The following is a 16,448-nucleotide window of genomic DNA, read 5'->3' on the forward strand; positions in this document are numbered from 1 at the left end:
ACCGGCGCGGCGGCCAATTAGGCTGAGCGCATGGTCACTGTGGAAGAACTGTTCGCGATCGATTCCCTCCTCTCCGACGACGAGCGCGAGATCCGCGACACCGTCGCCGCCTTCGCCGCACAACGGCTGCGCCCGCACATCGCGGACTGGTTCGAGGCGGGCACCTTCCCGGCCCGCGAGATCGCCCCCGAACTGGGCAAGGTGGGCCTGCTCGGCATGCACCTGGACGGCTACGGCTGCGCGGGCATGTCGGCCACCATGTACGGGCTCGCGTGCCAGGAGCTGGAGGCGGTCGATTCCGGCGTGCGCAGCATGGTGTCGGTACAGGGTTCGCTCGCGATGACCGCAATCCACAAGTACGGCTCCGAGGAGCAGAAGCAGCAGTGGCTGCCCGAAATGGCGGCGGGCCGCGCGATCGGTTGCTTCGGCCTCACCGAACCGGATTTCGGCTCCAATCCCGGCGGCATGCGGACCAGGGCCAAGCGCGACGGCTCCGACTGGGTGCTGAACGGTTCGAAGATGTGGATCACCAACGGTTCGGTGTCCGATGTCGCGGTGGTGTGGGCGCAGACCGAGGACGAGGGCAAGCAGGTGATCCGCGGCTTCCTGGTACCCGCCGGGACCAAGGGTTTCACCGCGCGTGAGATGCACCGCAAGCTGTCGCTGCGCGCCTCGGTGACCGCCGAACTCGATTTCGACGACGTCCGGCTGCCCGCCGACGCGGTGCTGCCGCAGTCGCGCGGGCTGGCCTCGCCGCTGGCCTGCCTGAGCGAGGCCCGGTTCGGGATCATCTTCGGCGCGCTCGGCGCCGCGCGCGACTGCCTGGCCGCGACCATCGACTATGCCCGGACCCGTGAGGTGTTCGACAAGCCACTGGCCGCCTACCAGCTGACCCAGGCGAAGCTCGCGGACATGGCCCTGGAATTCGGCAAGGGTCAGCTGCTGGCCCTGCACCTCGGCCGGCTGAAGGATCGCGGCGCGGTGACCCCGGAGCAGGTGAGCGCGGGCAAGCTGAACAGCACGCGGGAGGCCATCGCGATCGCCCGCGAATGCCGGACCATCCTCGGCGCCAACGGCATCACGCTGGACTACCCCGTGCTGCGGCACGCGAACAACCTCGAGTCGGTGCTCACCTACGAGGGCACGGCCGAGGTGCACCAGTTGGTGCTCGGGCGCGCGCTCACCGACGCGAATGCCTTCCGCTGACGAACCGAATACGAAGCCGGTAATTTGCTGGAACTCACCAATTGGCGGAAGCCGAACGGGAGAATCGTCACAGTTTCATCAAGACACGCCGGTTGCTAGCATCGCAACATGTTCCTGCTCGGCCCCGCGTTGCTCGAAGTGTCGGCACGCAAGATATTGAACCGCCTGCACAAGACGCACGGGGTACCGGCGCTCGCTGCCGCGGCGCAGTTGCCCGCGCTCTCGGCGGCACTGGACCAGCACGCGGCGGCCGTGCGCGACATTCTCGAATGGGGTGTCGAGGATGCCGCGCGGGTGCCCGCGAGCGTGCTGCTCGCGGGTTACGCCCGCGGACTGCTCGATCAGGTCCGCGAGGCCGCGGCCGGCGCCGAGCGGACCCCGCTCCTCAGCGCCGCGCCCGGCGATCTCGGCGGCTGGGCCGGCGCGGACTGGTTGCAACTGCGCCTGGCCGGCGTCTGCCTGCACGCGTCGCGCACCCCCGCCTGAAACGCGAAAGACGTCCGTCACCAGCTCGGCCGATGACGGACGTCCTTGGTCTCGCTTGGTGATTCAGCGATCGGTGCCCGGGTCCCGATAGCCCATGTATTCACCGGAACGCTGGTAGGAACCGCCGCCCTGCTGGTACCCGCCACCGTGCATCGCGCCCTCGTCCCACTGCTGGCCCTGCTGGCCCTGCTGGCCACGGGCGGCCTGCTGATCCATCCACAGCTGCTCGCGCGAGGCGTCTTCGCGGCCGCGCGAGTACGCCTCGGCATGGCCCTTGACCGCAGGCATCTCCTCCTCCAGCCCGCTGAGCCAGTTCTCCCAGCGCTGCTGCATCGGACGGACCATGCCGCCGCCGACACCGACCACCAGGATGCCGCCGATGGTGGCGAGCACGGTGATCAGGATCGGCATGGTGACCGACATGGCCACCCCGATCTGGTTCAACGCGGCCACGATGCCGACGCCCCAGATGAACACGGCCGCGATCCGGCCGATCATGGCGCCGTAGGAGAGTCCGCCGAGCATGTTGCCGACCAGGTCACGCACGGCGGAGGCGATCGCGCCCGCGATGACCACGATGATGATCGCGACCGCGGCCTTGGGTAGCCAGGAGACGATGCCGTCGAGTAGATCGCTGACCGGATTCGGACCGAACACGCCGAAGCCGAGTTGCAACGCGATCAGCAGGATCGCGTAGTAGGCCAGCTTCGCGAGCAGATCCGACGCGTCGTAGCGACTGCGCGACATCATCTGCCGCAGCCCGCCGCGCTCGACCAGCCGGTCGAAGCCGACCCGGTCCAGCACCTTGTCCACGATGGTCGACACGATCTTCGCGACGATCCAGCCGATGAGCAGGATGACGAGGAATCCGGCCAGTTTGGGGACGAACGTGGCGACGGAACTCCATGCGTCGGAGAGGCCCTGCTGGAAATCGATAGCCAAACTGGAGGTGTACATGCCCATCCCTTCGCTATCCGATTAGCCGGGGCGGTTTGCCGAGGCTGCTTCAAGGCCGGTTATACCCCGGCGACATCACTCGAACCCTCTGTTTGCAGCTAATTTGCCACATTGATGCATTCCGCGCGACAAGTAACTCGAAACGATATGTCCCGCCGCATCGTCGACGCTTCGTGGCGGCGGGTCGGCCACCCTCGTTCACAACCGACCGTGCGGTATGTGGAGAAGAGTGTTACGACCTGTCATCGGAGTGCCATCTTGCTGTCACCGACACGCCAAGGTTGACCGTTCACGCTGATACCCGGATCCGGCATTGGGCAATGCCTCTCGCCCGACACCACCCGGAGGTGCACGATGAACCCGCTGTCCGCCGAACCCGCCGAACGAAGGGCCCGCCCCGACGCCGAACCGAGCCGTAAGCCGTTGGGAGCCCGCGATGTTCGTGCGTGATCGGGCCCTGCTCGCGACGGGTGCCACCGCTCGGCCACTGCCCGAACAGCGCGAACTCGTCGCCGCCTTCGGCGACTGTCCGGGCGATCCGGCCACCGACCATCCACTCGTGAGCTGGGCCCGCGCGCTGGGCTCGCTGCATCGGACCCGCCGTGGCAACCCGCTCGCGGCCGCCGGAATCGATTGCCGCCGTGCCGAATTGGTCGCGGCGATCGATGCGTGGGTTGCCGCCCAGGTGCCACACCGCCGCTATACCGAGCACCTGCGGTCGGGTTCGCTCGGCGGCACCGTCGATCGGATGGCCGCCGCCCACGTGCACGCCAGCCACCTGCTGCATACCGCAGAAAAGGTGTCCGACGACCGAGTGCACGCGGCGTGGTATCGCCTGGCCCAGCTCGCCGACGAGTGGACCGATCTGATCATGGGCGCGGTGCCGGCGCGGACGCGAAAGGTCTAGTGTTCAGACGCAGAACACTAGGCGACGAACTCGGGCTGCGGCGCGAACTGCCGCTGGGACACCCAGCGCATGCCGCGGGTCAGCAGCGGCAGCATCAGCACCATCAGCAGCAGCCGCAGGCTCTGCACGCAGGTGATCAGCGGCAGGTTCGCGTCCATCGACTCGGCGGTGGCCAGCACCGCGTTGATGCCGCCGGGCGTGGTGGCCAGGTAGATGTCGGACAGCTCGAGGTCGACGAAGGTGGCCACCGCGAAAGCCAATCCGGCCACGATGGCCGACAGCGCGACGATGGTGACGGTCATGCCGGGGATCATCCGCGCCATCTCGGTGACCACGGTTTTGGTGAAGCGAGTGCCGACCTCGAAACCGATGAGCACGAACAGCAGATCCTTGAACAGGTTCGTGGGGGCGTACCCGTGACTGACGCCCAAGCCGGTCAGTACCGCGGTGAGCATCATCGGCCCGATCAACGCGGGACTCGGCAGGTGCAGCCGCCGGCCCAGCTTGGTGCCGATGATGCAGAGCATGATCGCGATCGAGAGCCCGGCCACCTGGTCACCGCGTCCGACGATCATCCAGCTCGGCAGGTCCGGGTTGGTGACGGCGCCGCCGAGGGTCACGTGCGCGGCGGTGAGACCGGTGGTGTTGTTGTTCAGCAGCGCGCCGAGCGCGGGCGCGCTCACCGCGACCAGGGCGACGCGCAGGTACTGCATGAACGCCACCTGGCGCGGATCGGCGTCCATATCGTCGGCGCAGGACACCACCGCGGCGGAGCCGCCGGCCAGCAGGCCGAGCGTCGCGGTCGGCAACTCCACGTGCGCGAGGCGGGCGAACACCACCGCGACGAGCAAGCTGATCACCAGCGTCGCGACCGTCACCGCGAGCACCGGGATCAGCGCCAACCCGATGCTGGACAGCAGCGAGATCTCCAGATAGCTGCCCATCAGCACGCCGAGCATGCCCTGGACACCGAGCGTGAGCCGGCGCGGAAGCGGGGTCGGCAACTTTCCGGTCAACGCCAGCGCGCCGCCGACGACAATGGCCAGGATCATCTGTGGCGCCGGAAAGTGCACCCGATCGAGAAGATGCGCTCCGGCAAGCACCGAGGCCAGCAGAGCTACCCATCCGATCACTTGCCTGCGCGTCATACCTAGTAATCCTTGCTGCCGCTAATGAACAATCCGTTACGGCTCCGTTATCGGGGTTGGCGGCGGTTGTGATCCGCGACGCAATTGCGCCATTCCCCATGTCAGAGCGGAGATTTCGGAGTCTCGCGCACAATTCGAAGAACATCAGGCAGTGCAGATTGACGAGCCGGCGAACTCATCGTTCACCACCACAAACGTACCTCGCACCCGCGGAGCACGCCGCTCGGCGAGGGGTCGCGTGTACTATTCGGCCGGAATCACCCCACCGCGGGAGCTCGGGCACGGCCGGGCTGAGAGGGCGGACCCCAGCGCTTCGCCGACCGCATGAACCTGTCCGGGTAATGCCGGCGTAGGAAGAGCGTTTCGGGCATGTCTGCATCGACCCTGCACAACTCCGAACGGCACGAAGCACCGTTCACCCTCGACGAGCCCGCCCCCAAGGTGCTGTCCTTCTGGGATCAGAGCGCATTCTGGGCAAACCTCGGCGTCAGCCTCATCGCCTTCTCCGGCGCGTACACCGTGCTCGCGCCGAATTCCGACGGCGCGGCTCAGATCTCCATCGCCGCGGGCATCCTCGCGATGATCGTCGGCACGGTCGTCGGCGGCGTCATGCTCGGCTTGGCCGCGGTGCCGGGCGCGCGCACCGGCAAACCCGCGATGGTGCTGCTGCGCGGGCTGTTCGGCGCGAAACTGAGCTACCTGCCGACCGTGCTGAACATCGCCCAGCTGATCGGCTGGGGCACTTTCGAATTGATCGTGATCGGTGACGCGGCCGACGAATTGTTCGGCGGCGGACCGCACTGGCTGTACGTGGTGGCGGCCGGCGTGCTCACCACCGCGCTGACCATCTGGCCGCTCGGTTCGGTCCGGATGCTGCGCCGGTTCGTCACGGTCGGCGTGGTGATCGCGCTGGTCTGGTTCTACATCCAGTTCTTCCGCAGCGGACTGCCCGATCTGACGGCCAACCCCGGTCCGCACGGCAGTGGTCCGTTCGGCGTCGACTGGAATCTCTTCTGGATCGCCACCGACGCGGCGCTGGCGGTCTCCATCTCCTGGGTGCCGGTGGCCGCCGACTACACCCGGCACGCGCGCAGTACCCGCAGCGCGTTCGGCGCGGCGAGCGGCGCGTACGCGCTCACCCAGATCGTCGCCTACATCCTCGGCCTGTTCGCACTGGCCCGCGCGACCGGCGACGGCCAGTACTCGCCGTTCCTCCAGGTAACACTGGGTGGCCTGTTCTTCTTCGTCTTCGTGCTGCGCGAGGCGGACCAGTCCTTCGCCAACGTGTACTCCACCGCCGTATCGATCCAGAACCTGTGGCCGCGCCTTGACCGGCGGGTGCTCTCGATCGGGCTCGGCGTGCTGATCACGGTGCTCGCGCTGCGCCTGAACATGGCCAACTACTTCGGCTTCCTCGGCCTGATCGGCTCGGTGTTCGTGCCGCTGCTCGGCGTGCTCGTCGCCGACTTCTTCCTGCGGGCCCGAGGTGAATGGAACACCGCCGCCGACGCCCCGCCGCGCTGGGGCATGGTCGTCGCCTGGCTCGCGGGACTCTCGGTCTACCAGCTGATCAACCCGGGTGATGCCGGGGTGTGGACCGATTTCTGGGTGCGCGTGCAGGAGCTGCTGCACTTCGGCAAGCAGGCGTGGATGAGCGCGTCGCTGCTGTCGTTCCTGGCCGCGGTGCTGGTCGCCTGGGTGTTCGGGCGGATCGCGGCCGCGCGCAGATCCGCCGCCTAGCCGGGCACGGCTGCCACGATGGAGGCATGGGCCAGATCCGGATCGGCACGTCGGGGTGGGTGTACCCGCCCTGGCGTGGTGTCTTCTATCCCAAAGGCGTGCCGCAGAAACGCGAGCTCGCGTACCTGTCGGAACGACTGAACAGCGTCGAGATCAACGGTTCTTTCTATGCGCTGCAACGCCCTTCGAGCTATCAGAACTGGGCGAGCCTGACGCCGGACGATTTCGTGTTCGCGGTGAAGGGCAGTCGGTTCATCACCCATATGAAACGGCTGCGCGACGGCGACGAGCTACTGGCGAACTTCCTCGCCTCCGGCGTGCTGGCCCTCGGCCCGAAGCTGGGGCCGATCCTGTGGCAGCTGCCGCCGAACTTCCAGTTCGATCCCGAGGTGCTCACGACCTTCTTCGCCCACCTGCCCCGATCCACCGCGCAGGCGGCCGCGATCGCGAAACGGCACGACCACCGGGTGGACCCGGCGCACACGAGCACCGACGCCGATCGCCCGCTCCGGCATGCGCTCGAGGTGCGGCACCCGAGCTTCTGCACACCGCGGTTCACCGAACTGCTGGCCGACCACGAGATCGCCGTGGTCGTCGCCGACGCCGCGGGTAAGTTCCCGTTGCTCGAGCAGGTCACCGCGGATTTCGTCTATATCCGCCTGCACGGCCACGACGAGCTCTACGTCAGCGGATACACCGACGCGGGCCTGGACATGTGGGCCGAGAAGATCCGCACCTGGTCCGCCGACCACGACGTCTACTGCTATTTCGACAACGATGCCAAGGTCATGGCACCGCGCGATGCGCTGGCGTTGCGGGCACGGCTGAGCTGACCGCACCCCTGCACCATTCGGGCAGGGGTGCGCGCACGACTACGCGTTGAGGAACCCGAGCAGGTCGTGCCGGGTGATGACGCCGACCGGCTTGCCCTCCTCGACGACCATCAGGGCGTCGGTGTCCGAAAGCGCCTTGGTCGCGGCCGAGATCGGCTCGCCGGCACCGATCAGCGGGAACGAGGCGCTCATGTGCTGGGCCACCGAATCCGTCAGGTGCGCACGGCCTTCGAACACCGCGGACAGCAGATCCCGCTCCGAGACACTGCCCGCGACCTCGCCCGCCATCACCGGCGGTTCCGCGCCGACCACGGGCATCTGCGAGACGCCGTACTCGCGCAGGATCTCGATGGCATCGCGCAGGGTTTCGGACGGGTGCGTGTGCACCAGGTCCGGCAGGGCGCCCGACTTGCCGCGCAGCACATCACCGACCAGCGGTTCGGCGGTGCTGCCGTCGAGCCGTTCGCGCAGGAAGCCGTAGGAGGCCATCCACTTGTCGTTGAAGATCTTCGACAGGTAACCGCGCCCGCCGTCGGGCAGCAGCACCACCACGACCGCGTCCGGATCCCGCCGGGCGACCTCGATCGCCGCGACCACGGCCATGCCGCACGAGCCGCCGACCAGCAGCCCTTCCTCGCGGGCCAGGCGGCGGGTCATGTCGAACGAGTCGGCGTCGGAGACCGCGATGATCTCGTCCGGGATGGCCGGATCGTAGGCCGAGGGCCAGAAGTCCTCGCCGACGCCTTCGACCAGGTAGGGCCGGCCGGTGCCACCGGAGTAGACCGAGCCCTCGGGATCGGCGCCGATGATCTTCACCTTGCCGCCCGACACCTCCTTGAGGTAGCGGCCGGTGCCGCTGATCGTGCCGCCGGTGCCGACGCCCGCGACGAAGTGGGTGACCTTGCCTTCGGTGTCGCGCCAGATCTCCGGACCGGTGGTCTCGTAGTGGCTTTCCGGGCCGCCCGGGTTGGAGTACTGGTCCGGCTTCCACGCCCCGTCGATCTCCTGGACCAGGCGATTCGAGACGCTGTAGTAGCTGGCCGGATCTTCCGGCGCCACCGCGGTCGGGCACACCACGACTTCGGCGCCGTACGCGCGCAGCACGTTGCGCTTGTCCTCGCTGACCTTGTCGGGGCAGACGAAGACGCAGTGGTAGCCGCGCTGCTGGGCGACCAGCGCCAAGCCGACGCCGGTGTTGCCGGAGGTGGGCTCGACGATGGTGCCACCGGGCCGCAGCTGTCCGGACTGCTCGGCGGCCTCGATCATCTTCACCGCGATCCGGTCCTTGGAGCTGCCGCCCGGATTCAGATATTCGATCTTGGCCGCGAGCAATCCCGCGGTCGGTTCGATGACAGAGTTCAACCGGACCAACGGCGTGTTGCCGATGAGGTCCACGACATGGTCGGCGATGCGCATGACCCCCATCGTTCCAGATGCCCGGAGTGTGAGTTCGCGCACGCCACGCGGAACCCCTACCGCGCGACAAACCGGGAAACCGGTACGCCCGCCTTTAGGATCCCCCACATGAGGCAGCCGAACATCGCCCGTGCCGGTGTCGTGCTGGCCGGAGCGGCACTCGCCGCACTGGTCGGACCCGGTGCACCAGCCAACGCAGTGACGACCGAGTTCCCGCAGGTGCCGACGCTCGCGCACGGCGGTCTCTGCTGGACCAGCATCCGCACCTGGGCCGACGTCGACCCGGCCTGGCCGGGCCGCGCCATCCTGAACATCCAGGCGCTGCCGCTGGCCGGCATCGGGTCCGGTGACTACCCGTTCGCCCCGGTCTGCGAGGTGCGCACCATGGTCGATTGGCGCAACACCACCACCGGCGCGGCGGGCCGGTACGAAGACATCGTGGTGACCAGCATGTACGGCAGCATCCAGTACGCGCTGTTCCAGGACACCGGCCCCGGCCGCATCGAGGTGACCGTCTCCACCGACGCCGCGAGCATCCCCGCGCGCGGCGTGTTCGACGTCCCCGCTCCCCCTGCCCCGCCTGCGTAGAGTCGGTATCTTTAACTTCTGTGAACGCACCACGGGTCGGCTGGCGCACCGCAGCGGTGACCGGTGCCGCGACCGTGCTGGCCGGTTCCGGCGCAGGCACCGCCTGGTGGGCCACCTATCGACTGCTGACCGCGCAGGCGGGGACCGCGCGCGGCGTGATCGGCCGCGACACCTCGAAACCGCCTGAGGCGGACGGCATCTACACCGCGGGCTGCCTGGCGCCGGAACCCTGGCGCGCGGGCAAACAGGCCGACCTGCACCTGATGATCTTCGGCGATTCCACCGCGGCCGGTGTCGGCTGCCGGGTCGCCGACGAGGTCCCCGGGGTGCGGCTGGCCCGCGGGCTCGCCCAGGCCACGCAGCGGCGAATCCGATTGAGCACCAAGGCGATCTCGGGCGCCACCTCCAAGGGCCTGTCCGGTCAGGTGGACGCGATGTTCGTGGCGGGCCCACCGCCGGACGCGGCGGTCATCCTCATCGGCGCCAACGACATCACCAAAAAGCACTCCGTCCGGGCCTCCGCGCGCCGGCTGGCCGCGGCGGTCGCCCGGCTGAGCCGCGCCGATGCCGTGGTGGTGGTCGGCACCTGCCCGAATCTCGGTACCGTGACCGCGATTCCGCAGCCGCTGCGCACGGTGGTGCACAACTGGAGTCTGCGCCTGGCCCGCGCGCAGACCGTGGCCACCACCGTCGCGGGCGGCGTCCCGGTACCGATGGGCTATCTGCTCGCACCGGAATTCCGGGCCCAACCCGAATTGCTGTTCGCCGAGGACGGTTTCCATCCGTCGGCGGCGGGCTACGAACTGGCCGCGGCACAGTTGCTTCCGGTCCTGCTCGAGGTGCTCGGCGAGCCGACCCCGGGTGCTCGGGCCCCGGGGCGCGACGTAGATTCGGTAAGAACCCGCGAGTAACAAAGCGGGCTCGCTCGTACCCTCCGACAAAGGAGTCCTCATGCCTGAGGCTGTCATCGTCTCGACTGCCCGTTCCCCGATCGGCCGGGCGGCCAAGGGATCGCTGGTCGACATGCGGCCCGACGACCTGACCACCCAGATCGTCCGCGCGGCACTCGACAAGGTGCCCGCTCTGGACCCCAACCAGATCGATGACCTGATTCTCGGCTGCGGTTCGCCGGGTGGCGAGTCCGGTTTCAACATCGCCCGCATCGTCGCCGTCCAGCTGGGTTACGACCTGGTGCCGGGCACCACCGTGCACCGCTACTGCGCGTCGTCGCTGCAGTCCACCCGGATGGCCTTCCACGCCATCAAGGCGGGCGAGGGTGACGTCTTCATCTCCGCGGGCGTCGAGACCGTGTCCCGGTACAAGAACGGTTCCGCCGACAGCTGGCCGAACACCCAGAACGAGCTGTTCGCCGAGGCGCAGGCGCGCACCGCGAAGACCGCCGAGGGCGGCGCGGGGGCGTGGCACGACCCGCGCCAGGACGGCCTGATCCCGGACGCCTACATCGCGATGGGCCAGACCGCCGAGAACGTCGCCAGCTTTACCGGTATCACCCGCGAGGAGCAGGACCGCTGGGGCGTGCGGTCGCAGAACCGGGCCGAGGAAGCGATCAAGAACGGCTTCTTCGAGCGCGAGATCACCCCGATCACGCTGCCCGACGGCACCGTGGTGTCGAAGGACGACGGCCCGCGCGCGGGCGTCACCTACGAGGCGGTCAGCCAGCTGAAGCCGGTCTTCCGCCCGGACGGCACGGTCACCGCCGGTAACTGCTGTCCGCTCAACGACGGCGCCGCCGCGCTGGTCATCATGAGCGACACCAAGGCCAAGGAGCTGGGCCTGACCCCGCTGGCCCGCATCGTCTCCACCGGCGTCTCCGGCCTCTCGCCCGAGATCATGGGTCTCGGCCCGATCGAGGCGTGCAAGCGCGCACTCGCCTTGGCGGGCAAGTCGATCGATGACATCGACCTCGTCGAGATCAACGAGGCGTTCGCGGTGCAGGTGCTCGGCTCGGCGCGCGAGCTGAAGATCGACGAGGACAAGCTGAACGTCTCCGGCGGCGCGATCGCGCTCGGCCACCCGTTCGGCATGACCGGCGCCCGCATCACCACCACGCTGCTCAACAACCTGCAGACCTACGACAAGCAGTTCGGTCTGGAGACCATGTGCGTCGGCGGCGGCCAGGGCATGGCGATGGTCATCGAGCGCCTGAGCTAGTCGAACGAAAAGACCCCCGGCCCAACGGACCGGGGGTCTTTTCTTTGTGTCCGGTTATCAGTCGCGCTGGAAGTAGCTCAGCAGCCGCAGGATCTCGACGTAGAGCCAGACCAGGGTGACGGTCAGGCCGAGGGCGACCCCCCAGGCGGCCTTCTCCGGCGCCTGGGCACGGATGAGCTGGTCGGCGGCGTCGAAGTCGAGCAGGAAGCTGAACGCCGCGATCGCGATGACGACCAGGCTGAAGACGATGGCGAGCGGGCCGCCGTCGCGCAGGCCGAGGCCGCCGGAGATGAAGAAGCTGGCGACCAGGTTGCCGAGCGCGAGCACCAGCACACCGATCATCGCGCCGACGATCATCCGAGTGAAGCGCGGGGTCACCCGGATCGCACCGGTCTTGTAGACCACCAGCATGCCCGCGAATACGCCGAAGGTGCCGAGCACCGCCTGCGCGATGAGCGCGCTACCGCCGACGCCGCCGAACTCGACGTTGGTGAACATGAACGACAGCGCACCGACGAACAGACCCTCGAACACCGCGTACGAGAGCACGAGGACCGGGTTGTCCATCTTGTTCGCGAACGACGCGATCAGCACCAGCACCAGGCCGATCAGCCCGCCGCCGATGACGAACAGCGGGGCCAGCGAGGTGTTCGCGTTGGTGAGGCCGTAGGAGACGATCGCCGACAGGGCGAGCACGCCCAGCGTGATGGCGGTCTTGGTGACCACGTCGTCGATGGTCATCGCGCGGGTGCCCGCGGGCGCCTGCTGATAGGGCTGCGGCTGCTGGTACTGCTGTCCGTATTGGTTACCGAACTGCTGGCCCAGCTGTCCCGCGCCGGCGACGCCCGACCCGAAGTTGGCGTAGCCACCGCCCTCTTGCCGAGGCAGGTTTCTGAAAACCGGATTGCTCGTGGTACGCACGTGCGTCCCTTTCTGGTCGTTGCCGCTGTTCGCCGAGCTTTCGCTCGATCATCCAACTGCTTGGTCCAACGTTCACTGCCCAGTTCTAGTTCCCGGAAGCGTTTTCCCGGGAACAGCGCCTAGGCGGACAATTCGGACTCTACCGTTGCTGCGCGTCGTGTAAACCACGCACGGACCGAGTGACCGTGAATTTGCGGTTGCGACCGATCACATCGGTGTGGCCGACCATCCGCTCGATCACCCCGCGGTAGTTCAGATGGGAGTTGAACACCGTCCACAGCTCGCCGCCGGGCCGCAGCACACGACCGGTCTCGGCGAACATCTTGATCGCCGATCCGGTGTGCACGGCCGCGCCGACGTGGAACGGCGGATTGCACAGCACGAGGTCCGCACTGTTGGCGGCGGCCGAGGACATGGCGTCGTCACGCACCACGGTCACCCGGTCGGCGACCTCGTTGACGGCCACCGTCGCCCGGGCCGAGGCCACCGCCGCGGCCGATTGATCGGTGCCGACCACCCTGATGCCGGGACGCGCCTTCGCCAGCGCGACGGCCAGTATCCCGGTGCCGCACCCCAGGTCGATCGCCTCGCGGGCATCGGGTTTCATCCATTTCAGGTGCTGCAGCAGGAATCGCGTGCCGATGTCCAGGCGCGCGCCGGAGAAGGCCGCACCGTGCGCCACCACGTCGATGTCGAGGTCGTCGAGCCGGTCGCGCACCGGAAACGGCGGGCTGCCCACCGGTTTCGGCCCCGTGACCAGCAGCGTCCGCGACTTCTGCCGGCCCCGGCTGGCCCGCACCTCGGAAAACGTCTGGGCCAGAACATCGTTCATCGATTTGGTCAGGTACTTGTCCCGCCCGCCCGCGAAGACCACCACCTCCGGGTCGGCGTAGCGCGCGATGGCGTCGGCGACCTCGGCCAGCCCGGCCAGCGCCCGCGGCAGTCGCAGCAGGACCACGCGCACACCGTCGAGCAGCCCGGCGCCGAGCGGGTGCACGGTGTAGCGGTCGGCGAATCCCAGGGCACGGGCGTTGTTGGCCAGCGCCAGTTCGCCGGTGAGCAGATCCTGATGCACCCGGACCTCGCGCAGGTCGTGTGCCGCGATGGCGCCGATGGTCAGCGCGCCGTACGCGTCACCGAGGATAGCTATCTTTCCGCTATCATCAGTGGTCAGCGCCTCGGCGGCGACATCGAGGATCAGCCGATCGGCGGCATCCACGGCGTAGAGGTTTAGTGCCTCCACATCCGGATACCGCCGCAGCCGGCTGAGTACCTCCTCGACATCTGTCACGCCTCAAGTGTGCTAGATCGTTGCCCTGACGTCACATCGGCCCCCGGCAATTCGCCGCTTCCGCGCGGCGTGGCGTCCTGCGCGTCGAGCGAAATGCCCAGCAGCGCAGCTTATTCAGCTCAGTTGACCCCTACCTTGCCGCCGATAGGGGTTACCGCGTGCCACACCCCACCGACACCTTGCCCGAGCAGATCGCCGGGTTTCGCGTCGGCGGCGAAGAAGTAGACCGGCCACCCCGCGATCGTGACTTGGCATGCGCCATCAGCACGTTCGACGAAACCGACGAGTTGCGGATCCACGCCTGTGACGTATACCGCTCGGCCACGCTGGGCGAGCACCGGCGGCCATTTCGCGGCGCAGTCACCCGCACAGTTCGAGGCCGGCGGGCGCGCGGTGTCCTTGTCGAATCGGTACACCGCACGCCCGGTAGCCGTAACATGCTGTCCGACAGCAGCATTGTCGGCGACCGCGAGCTGTACGGCATTCGCGCCGGTCGGGGCGGTGCCACGGTAGATCTGCAACCAGTCCTGCGTCTTGGCAGGTGACTCGGGCTGCACCGGCGCCGCGGGCGCCTGTGCGGTGGCCGACACGGCCACGGGTGGTGCTGCGGCGGGCGCTGGTCGCTCCGCCGCGGGGCTGTCGCACGCACTCAGCAAACCGACGAGAAGCACCGAGGCAGCGGCGAATGGCCCGGCTACCGGCTGGAAGCGCTTGATCGACAACATTTTTCGTACCCTCCGCAACGCTCGGCAGGGCGCGGTACGCGCCCGGTCATCGACAACAACGAGGCAGGCCGAGCGCCGGTTCAGCGATCCGGCCGGCCGATGGCAAACATCGAGAAACCCGCAAATCCCGCGCATCGCCGCGGTCAGCGTTTACCATCAGCCACATGCGTAACAGGACGGTGTGCACGGTCGTCGCGATGGCCGCGCTGCTCGCGGGCTGCGGCAGCGACGACGGATCCACCGCGAGCACCCCTGCCGCGAGCTCCTCGACCACCACCGGCACCCTCGCCGAGGCGCCGCCGGTCACCCGCGACGCGCTACCCAAGCGCGGCACCGCTTCCGGCGACGCGGGCCTCACGGTGACCAATATCCGGATCGGGCACCAGCCCGGCTTCGACCGGGTGGTCTACGACCTCGGCGGCACGGGCACGCCGGGCTGGATCGTGCAGTACACCGACCGGGCCGTGCAGGACGGCAGCGGCAAGCCGGTCGACGTGGCCGGCTCCGCCATTCTCGAGGTGCAGATCCTCGGTTCGGCGTATCCGTTCGACAGCGCGGTCACGCCGTACGCGGGCCCCGATCCGGCGCGCGACCCGAGCGCTCCCGGTGTCGCGGGCGTCTACCGGACCCTCGTGTTCGAGGGGACCACGCAGTCGTTCATCGGCGTCGAGGCCGACCGGCCCGGATTCTCCGTCAGCACGCTGAACAATCCGACGCGCCTGGTCATCGACATCGCCACCCCGAAGCAGTAGGTACCGCCTGGGGGTATCACCAAGGGGCGTGCGGGCCGTCATTACACTGGCCGCGTGGTCGAACTGCGCCTATCGCTCCCCGCACCCGGGCTCGCCCGGGCGCTGCGTGCGCTGGTGCTTCTGGCCGGGATCGTCGCCATGCACACGGTGGTTTTCGCCCTGCCCGCCCATGGACATGCCCAGTCCACGGACCACACCGCGCGCGCTGTCCCGGCGGCCGCGATGCCCGATAGCGAGCACGCGATAAGCCCGGTCGTCGCGTCCGCGCAGACCGGGTCGAGCGACCACACCCGCTCGGGCCGCGCCACGCTCCCGCCGACCGGACGTGGCGACGCGGTAACAGCAGGACCGGTCCGCAACGAGCCCGACGGCGAGCACGGCGCGCGCGGACCGGACTGCGGGGGCGCGGGCTGCTCCGGCACCCACGGCGCGATGCACGGCTGCGTGTTCGTCCTGGCCGCCGTCGCACTGCTGCTGGCCCTGGTCGTGCTCTACCGCCTGGCCGTCGGCCGGTCGGGCACCGCCGCCGCTCCGCTACGCCACCGGCGGCCCCGGCGCGAACGCGCACCACCCTGGACCGTGCTCTCCCTCGCCGAATTGTCGATTCTGCGGATCTGACAGACACCCGGCGACCGCGCGAACGGTCGTCGCTTCGTCGTGCCCGAAACCCAGTCATTCGCAATACGCAAGGAGCACAACCATGTTCACCAGCCGTACCCGGATCACGACCGCCGTCGCCGCGGTCACCACCGTCGCCGCCCTGTTCGCCGCGGGCTGCGGCGACGACGACTCGACCACCATGCCCGGCATGGATCACGGCAGTTCGAGTACCGCCGCGTCGTCGAGCGCGCCCGCGGCCCGCACCGACTTCAACGACGCCGATGTCACCTTCCTGCAGATGATGTATCCGCATCACGCACAGGCGGTGGAGATGGCGCAGCTGGTGCCGAGCCGCAGCCGGAATCCGCAGTTGCAGGCGCTCGCCACCGGCGTCGAGCAGGCGCAGGCACCGGAGATGCAGCAGATCACGACGCTGCTGCAGAGTTTCGGCAAGCCCGCACCGGGGACCGGCGGACACGCCGGGCACAACATGCCGGGCATCATGACCCCCGAGCAGATGAGCGCCCTGCAGGCCGCGTCCGGCCCCGACTTCGACCGGCAGTGGCTGACCATGATGATCGAGCATCACACCGGCGCGATCGCCATGGCCGAGACCGAACTCGCCGACGGCACGAACGGTGACGCGAAGGCGCTGGCCCGCAGCATCATCGATGCCCAGCGTGCGGAGATCGACACCATGCGCGGC

General features: G+C 68.5%; 17 protein-coding genes. 11 read left to right on the top strand and 6 right to left on the bottom strand.

Going from position 1 to position 16,448, the window contains the following annotated elements; translation table 11 throughout:
• Positions 1 to 30 precede the first annotated feature (30 nt).
• Both NVU01S_RS23095 and NVU01S_RS23100 read left to right on the top strand, forming a co-directional pair.
• Complete coding sequence (locus NVU01S_RS23095; protein ID WP_014988089.1) at positions 31 to 1,206, top strand: acyl-CoA dehydrogenase family protein; 1,176 nt, start codon at positions 31 to 33, stop codon at positions 1,204 to 1,206.
• A gap of 108 nt (positions 1,207 to 1,314) precedes the next feature.
• Positions 1,315 to 1,692: a DUF6401 family natural product biosynthesis protein gene (locus NVU01S_RS23100; RefSeq protein WP_043666161.1), complete on the top strand. Its 378-nt coding sequence runs from the start codon at positions 1,315 to 1,317 to the stop codon at positions 1,690 to 1,692.
• Positions 1,693 to 1,755: 63 nt separating this feature from the next.
• Here the strand turns inward: NVU01S_RS23100 and NVU01S_RS23105 are convergent, their stop codons facing one another.
• Complete coding sequence (locus NVU01S_RS23105) at positions 1,756 to 2,649, bottom strand: mechanosensitive ion channel family protein (RefSeq protein ID WP_043666321.1); 894 nt, start codon at positions 2,647 to 2,649, stop codon at positions 1,756 to 1,758.
• A gap of 436 nt (positions 2,650 to 3,085) precedes the next feature.
• Here NVU01S_RS23105 and NVU01S_RS23110 point away from each other — a divergent pair, with 436 nt between their 5' ends.
• Positions 3,086 to 3,556: a DUF4254 domain-containing protein gene (locus tag NVU01S_RS23110; RefSeq protein WP_043666165.1), complete on the top strand. Its 471-nt coding sequence runs from the start codon at positions 3,086 to 3,088 to the stop codon at positions 3,554 to 3,556.
• A gap of 17 nt (positions 3,557 to 3,573) precedes the next feature.
• On the opposite strand, the gene NVU01S_RS23115 is transcribed toward NVU01S_RS23110, so the two are convergent.
• A complete protein-coding gene (locus NVU01S_RS23115) occupies positions 3,574 to 4,704 on the bottom strand; it encodes an AbrB family transcriptional regulator (protein ID WP_082031900.1) in 1,131 nt (376 codons plus the stop codon).
• Between the two features lie 369 nt (positions 4,705 to 5,073).
• Here NVU01S_RS23115 and NVU01S_RS23120 point away from each other — a divergent pair, with 369 nt between their 5' ends.
• Both NVU01S_RS23120 and NVU01S_RS23125 read left to right on the top strand, forming a co-directional pair.
• Positions 5,074 to 6,444, top strand: a complete 1,371-nt coding sequence (locus NVU01S_RS23120) for a purine-cytosine permease family protein (protein WP_043666171.1) — start codon at positions 5,074 to 5,076, stop codon at positions 6,442 to 6,444.
• Positions 6,445 to 6,470: 26 nt separating this feature from the next.
• A complete protein-coding gene (locus NVU01S_RS23125; RefSeq protein WP_043666173.1) occupies positions 6,471 to 7,277 on the top strand; it encodes a DUF72 domain-containing protein in 807 nt (268 codons plus the stop codon).
• Positions 7,278 to 7,316: 39 nt separating this feature from the next.
• Here NVU01S_RS23125 and NVU01S_RS23130 read toward each other — a convergent pair whose 3' ends face one another.
• On the bottom strand, positions 7,317 to 8,693 hold the full coding sequence (locus NVU01S_RS23130; RefSeq protein ID WP_043666176.1) for a cystathionine beta-synthase: 1,377 nt from the start codon (positions 8,691 to 8,693) through the stop codon (positions 7,317 to 7,319).
• Positions 8,694 to 8,801: 108 nt separating this feature from the next.
• On the opposite strand from NVU01S_RS23130, the gene NVU01S_RS23135 reads away from it, so the two are divergent.
• The 3 genes from NVU01S_RS23135 to NVU01S_RS23145 are packed head-to-tail and all read left to right on the top strand — an operon-like array spanning position 8,802 to position 11,453.
• Positions 8,802 to 9,281: a hypothetical protein gene (locus NVU01S_RS23135; RefSeq protein WP_043666178.1), complete on the top strand. Its 480-nt coding sequence runs from the start codon at positions 8,802 to 8,804 to the stop codon at positions 9,279 to 9,281.
• Between the two features lie 20 nt (positions 9,282 to 9,301).
• Complete coding sequence (locus tag NVU01S_RS23140) at positions 9,302 to 10,192, top strand: SGNH/GDSL hydrolase family protein (protein WP_043666181.1); 891 nt, start codon at positions 9,302 to 9,304, stop codon at positions 10,190 to 10,192.
• A 40-nt stretch (positions 10,193 to 10,232) separates the two neighbouring features.
• Positions 10,233 to 11,453: an acetyl-CoA C-acetyltransferase gene (locus NVU01S_RS23145; RefSeq protein ID WP_042260687.1), complete on the top strand. Its 1,221-nt coding sequence runs from the start codon at positions 10,233 to 10,235 to the stop codon at positions 11,451 to 11,453.
• A gap of 57 nt (positions 11,454 to 11,510) precedes the next feature.
• Here the strand turns inward: NVU01S_RS23145 and NVU01S_RS23150 are convergent, their stop codons facing one another.
• From NVU01S_RS23150 to NVU01S_RS23160, 3 genes are all read right to left on the bottom strand, one after another.
• Entirely contained in the window at positions 11,511 to 12,374 is an 864-nt protein-coding gene (locus tag NVU01S_RS23150) for a Bax inhibitor-1/YccA family protein (RefSeq protein ID WP_043666184.1), read from the bottom strand.
• 139 nt (positions 12,375 to 12,513) lie between these two features.
• Positions 12,514 to 13,665: a class I SAM-dependent methyltransferase gene (locus NVU01S_RS23155; protein WP_043666187.1), complete on the bottom strand. Its 1,152-nt coding sequence runs from the start codon at positions 13,663 to 13,665 to the stop codon at positions 12,514 to 12,516.
• 119 nt (positions 13,666 to 13,784) lie between these two features.
• A complete protein-coding gene (locus tag NVU01S_RS23160; protein ID WP_043666189.1) occupies positions 13,785 to 14,390 on the bottom strand; it encodes a hypothetical protein in 606 nt (201 codons plus the stop codon).
• A gap of 164 nt (positions 14,391 to 14,554) precedes the next feature.
• Between NVU01S_RS23160 and NVU01S_RS23165 the strand changes: the two genes are divergently transcribed.
• The 3 genes from NVU01S_RS23165 to NVU01S_RS23175 form a co-directional block, all read left to right on the top strand.
• On the top strand, positions 14,555 to 15,142 hold the full coding sequence (locus NVU01S_RS23165; RefSeq protein ID WP_043666192.1) for an AMIN-like domain-containing (lipo)protein: 588 nt from the start codon (positions 14,555 to 14,557) through the stop codon (positions 15,140 to 15,142).
• A 54-nt stretch (positions 15,143 to 15,196) separates the two neighbouring features.
• The gene (locus tag NVU01S_RS23170; RefSeq protein ID WP_043666195.1) at positions 15,197 to 15,760 is read left to right on the top strand and encodes a DUF6153 family protein; all 564 of its coding nucleotides are present in this window, start codon (positions 15,197 to 15,199) and stop codon (positions 15,758 to 15,760) included.
• Between the two features lie 82 nt (positions 15,761 to 15,842).
• The coding region (locus NVU01S_RS23175) for a DUF305 domain-containing protein (RefSeq protein WP_063048158.1) at positions 15,843 to 16,448 on the top strand (606 nt) is incomplete at its 3' end.

This window comes from Nocardia vulneris, assembly GCF_001613425.1.
GTDB lineage: Bacteria > Actinomycetota > Actinomycetes > Mycobacteriales > Mycobacteriaceae > Nocardia > Nocardia vulneris.

Coding starts and splice junctions, on each gene's coding strand:
- NVU01S_RS23160 (WP_043666189.1), bottom strand. CDS start 14,390: ATGTTGTCGATCAAGCGCTTCCAGCCGGTAGCCGGGCCATTCGCCGCT.
- NVU01S_RS23120 (WP_043666171.1), top strand. CDS start 5,074: ATGTCTGCATCGACCCTGCACAACTCCGAACGGCACGAAGCACCGTTC.
- NVU01S_RS23165 (WP_043666192.1), top strand. CDS start 14,555: ATGCGTAACAGGACGGTGTGCACGGTCGTCGCGATGGCCGCGCTGCTC.
- NVU01S_RS23135 (WP_043666178.1), top strand. CDS start 8,802: ATGAGGCAGCCGAACATCGCCCGTGCCGGTGTCGTGCTGGCCGGAGCG.
- NVU01S_RS23145 (WP_042260687.1), top strand. CDS start 10,233: ATGCCTGAGGCTGTCATCGTCTCGACTGCCCGTTCCCCGATCGGCCGG.
- NVU01S_RS23125 (WP_043666173.1), top strand. CDS start 6,471: ATGGGCCAGATCCGGATCGGCACGTCGGGGTGGGTGTACCCGCCCTGG.
- NVU01S_RS23130 (WP_043666176.1), bottom strand. CDS start 8,693: ATGCGCATCGCCGACCATGTCGTGGACCTCATCGGCAACACGCCGTTG.
- NVU01S_RS23100 (WP_043666161.1), top strand. CDS start 1,315: ATGTTCCTGCTCGGCCCCGCGTTGCTCGAAGTGTCGGCACGCAAGATA.
- NVU01S_RS23105 (WP_043666321.1), bottom strand. CDS start 2,649: ATGTACACCTCCAGTTTGGCTATCGATTTCCAGCAGGGCCTCTCCGAC.
- NVU01S_RS23095 (WP_014988089.1), top strand. CDS start 31: ATGGTCACTGTGGAAGAACTGTTCGCGATCGATTCCCTCCTCTCCGAC.
- NVU01S_RS23110 (WP_043666165.1), top strand. CDS start 3,086: ATGTTCGTGCGTGATCGGGCCCTGCTCGCGACGGGTGCCACCGCTCGG.
- NVU01S_RS23115 (WP_082031900.1), bottom strand. CDS start 4,704: ATGACGCGCAGGCAAGTGATCGGATGGGTAGCTCTGCTGGCCTCGGTG.